At 32.4% G+C, this 12,493-nt stretch carries 16 protein-coding genes; all 16 read right to left on the bottom strand.

Annotated features, from left to right (window positions below; all coding sequences use genetic code 11):
* Window positions 1–110 precede the first annotated feature (110 nt).
* The gene (locus CD127_RS07375; protein ID WP_103366275.1) at window positions 111–821 is read right to left on the bottom strand and encodes a helix-hairpin-helix domain-containing protein; all 711 of its coding nucleotides are present in this window, start codon (window positions 819–821) and stop codon (window positions 111–113) included.
* A 56-nt stretch (window positions 822–877) separates the two neighbouring features.
* On the bottom strand, window positions 878–1,603 hold the full coding sequence (locus CD127_RS07370; protein WP_103298678.1) for a class I SAM-dependent DNA methyltransferase: 726 nt from the start codon (window positions 1,601–1,603) through the stop codon (window positions 878–880).
* Between the two features lies 1 nt (window position 1,604).
* Window positions 1,605–1,958, bottom strand: a complete 354-nt coding sequence (gene rsfS / locus CD127_RS07365) for a ribosome silencing factor (protein ID WP_103298677.1) — start codon at window positions 1,956–1,958, stop codon at window positions 1,605–1,607.
* On the bottom strand, window positions 1,959–2,543 hold the full coding sequence (gene yqeK, locus CD127_RS07360) for a bis(5'-nucleosyl)-tetraphosphatase (symmetrical) YqeK (protein WP_103298676.1): 585 nt from the start codon (window positions 2,541–2,543) through the stop codon (window positions 1,959–1,961). It abuts the gene before it with no gap.
* Entirely contained in the window at window positions 2,533–3,105 is a 573-nt protein-coding gene (locus CD127_RS07355) for a nicotinate-nucleotide adenylyltransferase (protein WP_103298675.1), read from the bottom strand. The genes yqeK and CD127_RS07355 overlap by 11 nt, the downstream gene beginning before the upstream one ends.
* Window positions 3,106–3,109: 4 nt before the next feature.
* Complete coding sequence (gene yhbY, locus CD127_RS07350; RefSeq protein ID WP_103298674.1) at window positions 3,110–3,400, bottom strand: ribosome assembly RNA-binding protein YhbY; 291 nt, start codon at window positions 3,398–3,400, stop codon at window positions 3,110–3,112.
* Between the two features lies 1 nt (window position 3,401).
* Window positions 3,402–4,208 (bottom strand): shikimate dehydrogenase, encoded by an 807-nt coding sequence (aroE, locus tag CD127_RS07345; protein ID WP_103366274.1) that lies wholly within the window; start codon window positions 4,206–4,208, stop codon window positions 3,402–3,404.
* A gap of 13 nt (window positions 4,209–4,221) precedes the next feature.
* Window positions 4,222–5,322, bottom strand: a complete 1,101-nt coding sequence (gene yqeH / locus CD127_RS07340; RefSeq protein ID WP_103366273.1) for a ribosome biogenesis GTPase YqeH — start codon at window positions 5,320–5,322, stop codon at window positions 4,222–4,224.
* Complete coding sequence (locus CD127_RS07335; protein WP_103298671.1) at window positions 5,323–5,850, bottom strand: YqeG family HAD IIIA-type phosphatase; 528 nt, start codon at window positions 5,848–5,850, stop codon at window positions 5,323–5,325.
* Between the two features lie 22 nt (window positions 5,851–5,872).
* A complete protein-coding gene (mtnN, locus tag CD127_RS07330) occupies window positions 5,873–6,559 on the bottom strand; it encodes a 5'-methylthioadenosine/S-adenosylhomocysteine nucleosidase (protein ID WP_103366272.1) in 687 nt (228 codons plus the stop codon).
* A gap of 156 nt (window positions 6,560–6,715) precedes the next feature.
* Window positions 6,716–7,954 (bottom strand): NRAMP family divalent metal transporter, encoded by a 1,239-nt coding sequence (locus CD127_RS07325; protein ID WP_103366271.1) that lies wholly within the window; start codon window positions 7,952–7,954, stop codon window positions 6,716–6,718.
* 11 nt (window positions 7,955–7,965) lie between these two features.
* On the bottom strand, window positions 7,966–8,718 hold the full coding sequence (gene pxpA, locus CD127_RS07320; RefSeq protein ID WP_103298668.1) for a 5-oxoprolinase subunit PxpA: 753 nt from the start codon (window positions 8,716–8,718) through the stop codon (window positions 7,966–7,968).
* Entirely contained in the window at window positions 8,718–10,079 is a 1,362-nt protein-coding gene (locus tag CD127_RS07315) for an acetyl-CoA carboxylase biotin carboxylase subunit (RefSeq protein ID WP_103366270.1), read from the bottom strand. The genes pxpA and CD127_RS07315 overlap by 1 nt, the downstream gene beginning before the upstream one ends.
* A gap of 14 nt (window positions 10,080–10,093) precedes the next feature.
* A complete protein-coding gene (gene accB, locus CD127_RS07310; protein ID WP_103366269.1) occupies window positions 10,094–10,546 on the bottom strand; it encodes an acetyl-CoA carboxylase biotin carboxyl carrier protein in 453 nt (150 codons plus the stop codon).
* A 3-nt stretch (window positions 10,547–10,549) separates the two neighbouring features.
* On the bottom strand, window positions 10,550–11,551 hold the full coding sequence (locus CD127_RS07305) for a 5-oxoprolinase subunit C family protein (protein WP_103366268.1): 1,002 nt from the start codon (window positions 11,549–11,551) through the stop codon (window positions 10,550–10,552).
* Window positions 11,541–12,272, bottom strand: coding sequence for a 5-oxoprolinase subunit PxpB (gene pxpB / locus CD127_RS07300; protein ID WP_103366267.1), 732 nt, complete (start codon window positions 12,270–12,272; stop codon window positions 11,541–11,543). Before pxpB ends, CD127_RS07305 begins: the two co-directional genes overlap by 11 nt.
* Window positions 12,273–12,493: the final 221 nt, after the last annotated feature.

Genomic DNA, 12,493 nt, shown 5'->3' with positions numbered 1-12,493 from the left:
TATTAATTAATATTATAATTTAAGCTTGTAGTTATAGTAAATTAAAATATTAAAACTGTAATTCTTATTTTAGTTCAAGTTGATTTGTTATTAAATGCCTGCATAATTTTTTAAACTGTAAAATAATCCTTTATTTTTTCGAAAGTTTTCCCTCCTATTCCTTTGATTTCTTTTAGATTATCCACACTATTAAATTGACCGTTCTTTTGTTTATATTCTAATATTTCTTTTACTTTTGTCGGTCCTATACCGGGTACATTTAACAGATCGCTTTCAGTAGCAGTATTCAAATTCACTTTGTTCTGAGTGGGAGCATTTTGAGTAGAAGTTTTTCCATTTATATTTTCACTACTGGTTTGGCTTGAAGAAGTTTTATTTGCATCATTTTTAGAAGGAACATTAATCATTTTTTGATCAGTTAGCCTTTCAGATAAATTAATTTGAGTTACATCAGCTTCTTTCAAAAGTTTAGCTTTTTTTAACACATCATTGACCCTATCTGAGCTTTTCATTTCATAAACATCGGGTTTCTCGACTGCCCCTTTAACATCAACTAAAACGGTTTTGTTTTCTGATTCTTTTTTATCTGAACTATCGCTTGCAGCATTTTTATTTTTAGTTTGATTGTTACTTCCATGTTTATACATTTCGCTGTTATTAGTTGAAGTTTTTGCTAAATCATTATTCAATGTTGTTTCTGCATTGTCCCCTCCTTTGAAAAATATTAAGAAAATCCCAACCCCAATTACACAAATCGCAATTATAATTTGAACTTTCCATTTTAAAATGAAATTGATTATGTCATTCATATTATTAAACAAAAAAACTCATCTCCTTATATGTATAAACGTATAAGGAAACGAGTTTACTTTAAAAATTATTTATGAACGACGAAAAATAGTCTTTCTCCATTTTCATCATGATTATTAATATCAAAATCTACAAATGTTTCAATTTGAGAAAAGCCAGCTTGTTTTAATAAATTACGATAATGTTGCTCTTCAAAAGTTCTTTGATAGTGAGATTCATCAAATCTATGATAACTGCCATCAGTATTTTTAATGAAAAAGCTCATATCATGATAAACACTATAAGGCTCTTCCCCAGCAATAGCTTCCCATGCAAGGAAAGTATCATTAGTTTCGTCTATATAACATTGATTATTGAACAGTGTATTCATTTTAAAAATAGTATGAACATCAAAAATAAAAACTCCAGAATCTGAGAGATGATTATATACACAATTAAATGTATCAAGTACTTCTTCATCATCTGGCAAGTAATTCAGTGAATCACAAAATATTGTTATGACATTAAACGTTTTATTTAATGTAAAATCGGTCATATCTCCTTCTAACCAAGTAACTTGATTAGATTTATTAGCAGCAATGGATAGCATATCACTACTTAAATCCATTCCCGTAACCGTTCCAATAGAAGTAAGCAACGATGTTAAACTTCCTGTGCCACAGCCGATATCAAGTAAATCAAGTTTATCTGTAAAAGGCTGTGCATAATGTTTAACTATAGTAAACCACTTATCATATGGTTGGTCTAAAGTTAATTGATCGTATACTGTACTCATTTCTACATACTGAGTCATATTAATAAACTGCCTGTTCGTATGTTTCTATTGGCGCGTCTTGATATAATTTCTCAATATTATAGTAATTACGTTCGTCTTTATGGAATATATGTACTACAACATCAGCTAAATCAATCAATACCCAACGAGCACTTTGATATCCTTCCATGCGCTTAACATCGATATCTTGCTCATGAGCAGCTTCCTTAACAGCTCTAGCGATTGATTGTACTTGTCTTTCGTTATTACCATGACAAACCACAAAGTAATCAGTCATATCACTAATACCTTGCATACTAAGAGAAACAATATCTTCCGCTTTTTTGTTTTCTGTCGCATTGACAGCAATATTTAATAATTCTTCTGAATTCATTTAATCATCCTTTATTCTTTGATCACTATAATTATAATAGTTTAAACATGAAATCGTTGCGCCGAATACTGTAATATCTTTACCAATTAAAAATAAAACTGTTCGCTTAGAAATTTCATAAATTGTTTTATCTAAGCTACCTTGATTGTATGCCATATCGCGGATTTCTTCAACTCCGGGGGTCTTTCTTCCAGGCTCAATGTAATCAGCAATAAAAACTAATTTTTCCGTTTTAGTCATTTCTTTACGACCAGTAGTATGGTTTTTAATAGCTAATAAAACTTCTTCATCTTGAACATTATATTCAGATTTCATAATTGCTGCACACACTGGTCCATGTAAGATCTCGCTGCCATAACTTAATAATTCACTATCTAAATCATGTTGACGTACGATTTGATACATACTACTTAAATCATCATACTTGCAATAATCATGTAAGACGCCTGCTAATTCTGCTTTTTCTTTGTCACCATCATAAATTTCAGCAAGTTTAACTGCTGTTTCAGCGACTCTTAATGAATGTTTGAATCTTTTTTCAGGCAATTTATCTTTAACTAATTCAACAGCTTTTTTAATTTTCATAAAATCCTTCCTCTCTAATATAGTTATTAACCTTTCGAGGGACTAAGACATTTATTGTTTCTTTATTTTTTACGCGTTGTCTAATCATAGAAGAACTAATATCCATACGAGGAATAGTAATAGAAACCATATCATCGTCAACTGTCTGATGATCTACGCCACGATTAACAATAATAAAAGTAATTAACTGTTTTAATTCTTCAATTTTATACCATTTATCTAATTGCTCATATTGATCAGTGCCAATGATGAAATAGAATTTAGCATCAGGTTCAATATTAACTAGGTCTTTTAAAGTATCATACGTATAACTTTGCCCTTTTCTTTCTAATTCAGCCTCACAAATTTCGCCAAAGCCAAGTTCACTTATTACCATCTTAATCATTTTCATTCTATATTTCGCCTCTAAATAATCTTCATGACTTTTTAGAGGCGCCATATAACTAGGTAAAAAATAAAATTTATCAGGCTTAATAATAGAATGCACTTCATTAGCTACTAACATATGTGCAGTATGGATTGGGTTAAATTGACCACCATATAAAACGATTTTTTTTGTCATATATTTATGGTAAAGTGATTTCTTTATTTTCTTCAGATTCTCTGTAAATCACAATCATTGAACCAATTACTTGCACAACTTCACTATTAGTAGCTTCACTTAGAGCAGTTGCTAATTCATTCTTATCATCAAAGTTATTTTGTAATACGTGAATTTTAATAAGTTCTCTATTTTCTAATGTATCATCGATTTGAGCAATCATATTTTCATTTATTCCTGCTTTACCAATTTGAAAAATAGGATCAATATTATGAGCTAAACTTCTTAAATATCTTTTTTGTTTTCCTGTAAGCATATTATTCTCCTTTTAAATTTTTTAGTACTGCATATTTCATTTCTTGAATATTTGGTTGTTTTCCAGTCCAAATTTTAAAACTTTCTGCGCCTTGATAGACAAACATATCTAAACCGTTATAAATTTGGTTTCCTTTAGCTTCAGCTTCTTCTAGGAAAGGCGTTTTATAAGGAATGTAAACAATATCGCTAACTAATGTGTTGGGTGATAAATGTTTTAAGCTAATGACATGCTCTTTATTCTCATCCATACCAGCAGGCGTAGTATTAATTATAATATCAAATTCATCTAAATGAGTCTCAGCTTGTTCAAGTGAAATTGCATTAATATCTAATGTCCAAGATTCAAAGCGACTCATAGTTCTATTTGCAACTGTTAATCTAGGTTGAACGAACTTGCTTAACTCGTTTGCAATGCCTTTACTAGCTCCTCCAGCACCTAAGATTAATATATAAGCATTTTCTAAATCAGGATAGACTTGTTTTAAACCAGTAACATATCCTAGACCATCAGTATTATATCCAATCCATTTACCATCAACTATTTTTACAGTATTGACTGCACCTACAGTTTCTGACTGTTCATCAATCTCATCTAAATAAGGAATGATACGTTCTTTATGTGGAATGGTAATATTGAATCCTGAAATGTCTTTTTCTTCCATAATTTCTCGGATTTGATTAAAACGTTCTACTGGAATATGCAATGCTTCATATGAATCGTTCATGTCTAATGAATGAAAATTAGCATTATGCATGATTGGAGATAATGAATGTGAGATTGGATCACCTATTACGGCATATTTCATTTAAATTACCACCTTACATTATAGAGTTACGTAATATTACATCAACATTCTTAGGAACTCTAACTATAACTTTTGCGCCTGCTTCAATAGTAATAAAGCCTAATCCAGATATCATCACATCTCTTTTTTCTTTACCCGTTTCTAATCGGACTGCTTTAATGTTACTCATATCAAAATTCTCGGCATCTTTTGGAGGTGTTAACACATTTCCAATTTGATTACGCCATAAATCATTTGCTTTTTCAGTTTTAGTACGATGAATATTTAAATCGTTTGAGAAATAGCAAACTAATGGGCGTTTGCCTCCACTGACATAATCAATTCTTGCTAAACCGCCAAAGAATAATGTTTGTCCTTCGTTTAGTTGGAAAACACGTTGTTTAATTTCATTTTTAGGTACAACTATTTTTAATTCTTTTTCAGTTACATAATGCGTCATTTGATGTGCTTGTATAATACCCGGTGTATCATACATAAATGTACGTTCATCAAGTGGAATATCTATCATATCTAATGTAGTGCCTGGGAATCTTGAAGTAGTAACAACATCTTTTTCTCCAACACTTTGTTCAATTAATTTATTAATAAGCGTAGATTTCCCTACATTTGTTGTTCCAACGATATAAACATCACTGTTATCACGGTGATGATCAATGGCTGCTAATAAATCATCAATTCCCCAACCTTTGTGGGCAGAGATTAATACAACTTCTTCAGCCTCTAAGCCATATTTTCTTGCTGTTCTTTTTAGCCATTCTTTTACACGGCGTTTATTTATTTGTTTAGGTAATAAATCTAACTTATTAGCTGCTAAAATGATTTTTTTATTACCTACAATACGCTTAATAGCATTGATAAAAGAACCTTCGAAATCAAAGATATCTACCACGTTTACGATAATACCTTTGCGATCAGCTAATCCGTTTAATAAATTTAAAAAGTCATCGCTATCCATTCCGACATCTTGAATTTCGTTATAGTTCTTAAGCCTAAAACAGCGCTGACAAATTACATCATCTCTAAATAAATTATGTTCTGGCACATAACCAGGCGCATTTTTATCTTCAGATTGAAGAGGTGCGCCACAGCCTATACATTTTAAAGTTTCATCCAATCAATTTTCCTCCCATTTAATGTATCCTTTATTTTTAAAATAATTCAATAAACGACGTTCGATTATTCTATTAAATTTAGTAATAAATCCATCTGTTCTTTTCACTGGAACAACCATAATAGTATACAATCCATTGCGATTACCACCAAAAACATCTGTAAGCATTTGGTCACCAATAACAATTGTTTCTTTAGGTTGAATACGCATTTGTTTTATTGCTTTTTTAAAAGCTTTACCCATTGGTTTACGTGCTTTAAAGATAAAATCCACGTTTAAGTCTTTAGAAAAACTTGCTACACGTTCTTCATTATTATTTGAAACTATAGTAATAGTAATACCTAAGTCATTGGCTTTTTTAAACCATTCTTTAATTTCAATTGTAGGAGATTTTACGTCCCATCCTACTAACGTATTATCTAAATCTGTAATAATGCCTTTGAACCCTGCTTTTGCTAATTTTTCAATATCTATTTCAAAAACAGATTTAACGTAATCATTAGGCATAAAATATTTTTTAATTAAACCCATAATCTTCACCTTTAATATTTTTTTATAGTTCAGATACTAACTCTTCAACAATTTTACTTGATGACTGAGCTGCTTTTCCTAAAAATTCTTCAAAAGACATTTCAGCCTCTCCATTAGCTAAATCTGAAACCGCACGTGTAACAATAAACGGTACTTTAAATTGGTAACAAGTTTGTGCGATTGCTGTCGCTTCCATCTCAACAGCCATTGCAGTTGGAAATTGGCGTTTAATAGTTAAACGTTGCTCCGCACTTCCAATAAAACTGTCACCACTAACAATTGGACCAACTTTAGCTGTTAAATCTTGATTAATAACAATTTGTTCAGTTAATTTTAATAGTTTTGAATCTGCATTAAATTTAGCAGGCATTTGAGGAATTTGACCATATTCATAGCCAAAAGCAGTTGCGTCAGCATCGTGATAAATTACTTCATTACTAATTAAAATGTCACCTACTGCTAAACTTTCATCTAACGCGCCAGCAGATCCTGTATTAATGATGATGTGAGGATTGAACTTTTCAATTAATAAAGTTGTTGAGATAGCAGCGTTAACTTTACCTATACCACTTTGAGTAAGTACAACTTCTTTATTGTTAAGTTTACCTCTGTAGAATTTTACATGAGCTGAAGTAATTTCACTCATCTCTACTAATTTATCTTTTAAAATAGCTACTTCTTCTTCCATAGCTCCTATAATTCCAATCATATTTACACCTCTATTTTCATCTTAGCATAAGCTATTTTATCACAATTTTATAGTCATCACGACCAAGATAAGTTAATTACACAATAAATAATGGTTCTTTAATTTTCAAAAAATAAAAAAACTCTACACTGCTGAGAGTGTAGAGTTCTAATTATATTAGCCTTTCCATAGAGTGGCTAAATCTTGTAACGAGAATATTCCAGTGATAATCGTTACTACTACCGCAAGTATACCGAATACAAGCATCCAAGTTGGATGTTTATAATCGCCGACAACTGATTTCTTACGGCTTGCGATAAGGATAGCTCCTAATGTGATAGGTAAAATCCAACCATTAATAGCTCCTGCAATAATCAATAAGCTTACTGGTTTACCAATAAATAAGAAGATTAACGTTGAAACAACGATAAAAATAATAACGATAAGGTTACTTTTATTAACCATTGATTTATGTAACGTTTTTAAGAACGTTGCACTAGTGTAAGCAGAACCGATTACAGATGACATCGCTGCTGCGAAGATAACGACACCAAAGATGTTCTTACCGATAGGTCCAATTGCATGTTCAAATACTGATGCTGGTGGGTTGTCTGCACTTAGTGTGACACCAGTGACTACTACGCCTAATACCGCTAAGAAAAGTAACGTTCTCATAATACCAGTAGTTAAAATACCTGCTACAGCAGAGCGGTTAACAAACGGTAAAAATTGTTGACCTTTCATACCTGAATCAAGCAATCTATGTGCCCCAGCGAATGTAATGTATCCTCCTACCGTACCACCAACTAATGTAATAATTGGTAGAATCAATTTAATAGGATGTTCTGGTGCTACTGTACGAACCAATGCTTCTCCATATGGTGGGTTTGATACGACCATGACATATGCCACTACAAGTATCATAACAACACCTAGAATCATTGATACAACGTCCATAATTTTTTGACCACTTTTACTTACGAAAATTAAAATTGAGAAAATCGCTGTAATAGCAGCGCCCCATTTAATATCTAAGCCAAACATCGCGTTTAAACCAAGGCCTGCACCGGCAATATTACCTATATTAAACGCCAGTCCCCCAAAAGCGATTAATAATGAAATTACCGTACCTAAACCAGGTAACACTTTGTTTGATACCTCTTGACCTCGTAAACCAGTTACTACAAGTACACGCCAAATGTTTATTTGTGCGCCAATATCAATAATGATTGATATTAATATTGCAAAAGCAAAACTAGCATAAAATTCTGCAGTAAATACTGCAGTTTGTGTTAAGAAAGCTGGTCCAATTGCTGAAGTAGCCATTAAAAAGACTGAACCATAGAGTAAACGTCTATGATTTTTCGTGAATTGGAAATCTTTCTCGTTAGTTTTTGGTTTTAAATTTTCTCCCATCTTGGAACCCCCTATAAGGATTGAATATCAATGCCTTCTTTCGTTAATTTTTTTCTGATTTGTGATACAAAATCTAATGCATGGGCGCCATCACCATGCACGCAAATAGTATCAGCTTTTAAATCAATTTCTTTCCCATTTTTACTAATTACTTTATTTTCAGTAACCATTTTAATCACTTGATCTAATGCTTCATCAGTATCTGTGATGACTGCATCAGCTTCTTTACGACTAACTAATTGACCATTATCTTCATAACGTCTATCTGCAAAGACCTCTGAAGCAGTTTTAAGACCAACTGACTCTGCTTCTGAAATTAATAAAGAATTAGATAAACCTACTAAAATTAATGATGAATCAAAGTCATATACAGCTTGCGCAATGGCATGTGCAATGTCTTTATCTTTAGCACCCATATTATATAAAGCACCATGCGGTTTAACGTGATTAATACGTGTGCCATGTGCTTTACAAAAACCTTCTAAAGCACCTAGTTGATAAATCATTAAATTGTAGACTTCTTGTGGTGCAATATCAATGTTTCTACGACCAAAACCTTTTAAATCTGGTAAACCAGGATGTGCACCAATACTTACGCCATTGTCTTTAGCTATTTTTACAGTATCGTTCATCACATTTTCATCACCTGCGTGGAAACCACAGGCAACATTAGCAGATGTGATTAATGGAATAATATCTTTATCCCCGCCAAATGAATAATTACCAAATGCTTCGCCTAAATCACAATTCAAATCAATTTTCATTAAAGCTCAACTCCTTTGATAATTTGATGTTTTTCAAGGAATTTAATATCTACTTCTCTCGCATCGCCATCAGCGTATAGTGGATAGCTTAATACTGCATATAAGAAGTCTGCAGTTGTTGAAAATCCTTCAATCACCATTTCATCAAGTGCCACTTTTAATTTTTTAATCGCATTTTCACGATTAGCATCTTTAACAATAACTTTAGCAACTAAAGAATCGTAATATGGTGACACTTGGTAACCAGGATATAATAGTGAATCTACACGAATATTAAATCCTTGTGGTAAATGTAATTTTTTAACTTTACCAGGTGTAGGTTGGAATTTCTTCTCAGGATTCTCAGCGTTAATACGTGCTTCAATCACATGGCCATTAAACACGATATCTTCTTGCGTGAATGGTAATTCACCGTGTTGTAGTAAGTAAAGTTGTGCTTGTAATAAATCTCTATCAGCACGCATTTCAGTTACAGTATGTTCTACTTGGATGCGCGCGTTCATTTCTATAAAGTAATGCGCATCTTCTGTAACTAAGAATTCAATTGTACCTGCACTTCTATAATTTGAAGCTTTAGCTACTTTAACAGCGTCTTCACAAATTTGTTTACGTTGCTCTTCTGATAAAGCTGCACAAGGTGATTCTTCGATTAATTTTTGGTTTTTACGTTGAACAGAACAGTCACGTTCACCTAAGTGAACATAATTTTCTTTACCGTCACCAATGATTTGAACTTCTACGTGTTTTGCCACTGGGATGAATGCTTCAACGTATACTCGATCATCGTTAAAGTATTTTTGTCCTTCACTTTTAGCTTCTTTTAAAGATTTCTCTAATTGTTCAGGTTCTTTAACGATACGAATACCTTTACCGCCACCACCACTAGCAGCTTTTAATACAACTGGATAACCAATCTCTTTAGCTAATTCTTTAACTTCTTCTACTGAATTAACTGCACCAGATGAACCAGGTATAACAGGAACCCCTGCAGAATCAACAGTTTGACGAGCAGTAATTTTGTCACCCATCATTTCCATTGTTGTTTTATTAGGACCGATGAAATGGATATCATTTTCTTCAACCTTTTCAGCAAAAGTTGTACTTTCAGATAAGAAACCATATCCCGGATGAATCGCATTAGCGCCAGTAATTTCAGCAGCGCCAATAATACGTTCAATATTTAAATAACTATCTAATGGGTTAGCTTCTCCAATACAAACAGCTTGGTCAGCAAGGCTAACGTGTAAGCTTTTTTCGTCCCCTTTAGCGTAAATCGCAACAGTTTCAATGCCCATTTCACGACACGCTCTAATGATACGGACCGCGATTTCTCCTCTGTTAGCTACTAAACAACGATACATACACAAGTTCCCCCTTATTTGACTTTAACTAGTACTTGATCATATTCTACATTAGTTCCATGATCTACAACGATTTCAGCTACTTCTCCATCAACGTCACTAGTCACTTCGTTCATGACTTTCATAGCTTCGATATAGCCAATAACATCGCCAGATTTAATTTGATCGCCTACTTTAATTTGAGGTTCAGTTAGTTCTTTACTATCTTGTAAGAAGAATGTACCAACCATAGGTGATTTAATTTCTTGAGCGCTATCATTTGAACTATCAGTTTGACTTTGAGTTGAAGCTTCATCGCTTGTATTTGTACTTTGTACAGTTTGTGAAGGAGCACTTGCATTACCTTGACTTTGAACGCCTTCTGTAAAGTCTAACTCTAATTCACTTTTATTATCTTTAAACTTAAAGCGTTTAACTCCGTTTGATTTTACTAAATTAATGACCTCTTCTATCTTTTTAATATTCACTAATTATTCCTCCTCAATTATTTTTGCCAATTTGTGTGATGTTGGTCTCATAGATTGAATATTATAAATTGGTTCTTTTTCAATACTATTAAGCAACATATTAAAATGTTCATCAAATTCTTGTAGTTTTTGATTAGCATCTTCAATTGAAATCCATTTAAATTGAATTTGATTGCCTGGTTTAAACTGAGCTAACTTATTTAAATCAAGTTGACTCACTGTAGCTATTTTTGTATAGCCTCCAACCGTTTGCTTATCATTTAATAGAATGATTGGATTGCCATCGTTTGGCACTTGGATACTACCTAAAGCTACAGGTTCAGATATAATATCTGCCCCCTCTTCCGGCGCAATATTGTCACCATTTAAACGGTAACCCATTCTATCTGATTGATCAGAAATTTTGTATTCACCTTCAACTAAGAGGTTTCTTTTTTCTTCTGAAAATGCCTCAAATTGTGGCCCTTCCAAAATATGAATGATGTTATCTTCAGGTATAGCGTCATAATCAAGCGTTTTACCTAAATTACTTTTATAAGTGTCATTAGATTTAACTTCAATAACATCATTCTTTTTCAAAGTTCTGCCTTTATAGCCACCAATTTGACTTCGAGTATGTGTTGAATAACTTTCTGCAACTTCAATAATGTCTAGTGGACGTCCAAAGAATAAATAACCACGAGCGCCCTCTACAGCAGAACCAATTTCAAGTTTATCACCTTTCGCAGCAAACAATACTGTATTAAGTGCTACGTCTTGTTGATTCAACTTAGCATTAAATTTGCCACCAGTAATAACGAAAGTATTATCTTCTTTAAATTCAATAGTTGGACCTATCACTGTAAATTCAAGACTTGGCCCATCGTTATTGATTAAAGCTTGACCTACTTTGAAACTATTTTGATCCATTGCACCAGCACTTGAAAATCCTAAATGTTGGTAACCATAACGCCCTAAATCTTGTACTGTCGTAAAGAGACCAGGCTTAATAATTTTAATGCTCATGATTATTAGTCACCCACTTTTCTTTATTAAATTTATTATTAGCAATTTCAGTTTCTATTTCTTTAAAAGTAGCTTCATCAATCGCATAAAATTTAATATAATCGCCAGCTTCATAAAGCGTCATTGGATCAGAATATTGGTCAAAGACTTTTAAAGGTGTGCGACCAATGATTTGCCATCCACCTGGAGAGTCTGATGGGTATAAACCTGTTTGATTATTAGCAATTCCCACTGAACCTGCGTTAATCTTCACTCTAGGTTCAGAACGACGAGGCGTATGTAAACGTTTATCCAAGCCACCTAAGAATGGGAATCCAGGCATGAATCCTAACATATAAATTAAATACTCATTATCAGTATGGATATTAATTACTTCTTCAACACTTAAGTTATTATGTTTTGCGACTTCCTCTAAATCCGGGCCAACTTCTAAGTTATATAGTACTGGAATATGTATAACTTTCTTATTAGCATTCTCATCTGATGTCGAAAGTTCAATGTGGTCTAGTTCTAGTTGTGATATAAGCTGCTCATAATCTAACTGCTTATTATCAAAGTTAATCATAATTGCTCGATATGAAGGTACAACATCTCTAATAGCTGAAATATTTTTTGAAAGTATGTATTGTGTAGTTGTATCTACATCTTTATAATTTTTTTCACTAATTTCTTCTTTGAAATAAAGTAAAATTGATTGTTCATTTATAACTTTAATTTCCAATGTGATGCCTCCCCCCTCTTAAAGCTATTTCCATTTCCAAACAAATTTCACTAGTATGTTAGCTTTGATTTATTTTGAAAATGTGGTTAGCTTAGCTAGACATAAAACAATATTTATAAAAAAATTATAACATTTGTATATCGTAGTTGTTTAATAAGTATTTCTAATTAAGAATAATAAAAAAAGTAAGGACAAAATTGTAATCGCTTACTTTATTGTAT

This window comes from Staphylococcus petrasii (genome assembly GCF_002902565.1).
Lineage (GTDB): Bacteria > Bacillota > Bacilli > Staphylococcales > Staphylococcaceae > Staphylococcus > Staphylococcus petrasii.
This window is presented reverse-complemented; position numbering and strand designations above follow the sequence as displayed.

Excerpts from the sequence above, each read along its gene's own strand:
- CD127_RS07370 (WP_103298678.1), bottom strand. The coding sequence starts at position 1,603 with ATGACTCAGTATGTAGAAATGAGTACAGTATACGATCAATTAACTTTA.
- rsfS (WP_103298677.1), bottom strand. The coding sequence starts at position 1,958 with ATGAATTCAGAAGAATTATTAAATATTGCTGTCAATGCGACAGAAAAC.
- yqeK (WP_103298676.1), bottom strand. The coding sequence starts at position 2,543 with ATGAAAATTAAAAAAGCTGTTGAATTAGTTAAAGATAAATTGCCTGAA.
- CD127_RS07355 (WP_103298675.1), bottom strand. The coding sequence starts at position 3,105 with ATGACAAAAAAAATCGTTTTATATGGTGGTCAATTTAACCCAATCCAT.
- yhbY (WP_103298674.1), bottom strand. The coding sequence starts at position 3,400 with ATGCTTACAGGAAAACAAAAAAGATATTTAAGAAGTTTAGCTCATAAT.
- aroE (WP_103366274.1), bottom strand. The coding sequence starts at position 4,208 with ATGAAATATGCCGTAATAGGTGATCCAATCTCACATTCATTATCTCCA.
- CD127_RS07335 (WP_103298671.1), bottom strand. The coding sequence starts at position 5,850 with ATGGGTTTAATTAAAAAATATTTTATGCCTAATGATTACGTTAAATCT.
- mtnN (WP_103366272.1), bottom strand. The coding sequence starts at position 6,559 with ATGATTGGAATTATAGGAGCTATGGAAGAAGAAGTAGCTATTTTAAAA.
- CD127_RS07325 (WP_103366271.1), bottom strand. The coding sequence starts at position 7,954 with ATGGGAGAAAATTTAAAACCAAAAACTAACGAGAAAGATTTCCAATTC.
- pxpA (WP_103298668.1), bottom strand. The coding sequence starts at position 8,718 with ATGAAAATTGATTTGAATTGTGATTTAGGCGAAGCATTTGGTAATTAT.
- CD127_RS07315 (WP_103366270.1), bottom strand. The coding sequence starts at position 10,079 with ATGTATCGTTGTTTAGTAGCTAACAGAGGAGAAATCGCGGTCCGTATC.
- CD127_RS07305 (WP_103366268.1), bottom strand. The coding sequence starts at position 11,551 with ATGAGCATTAAAATTATTAAGCCTGGTCTCTTTACGACAGTACAAGAT.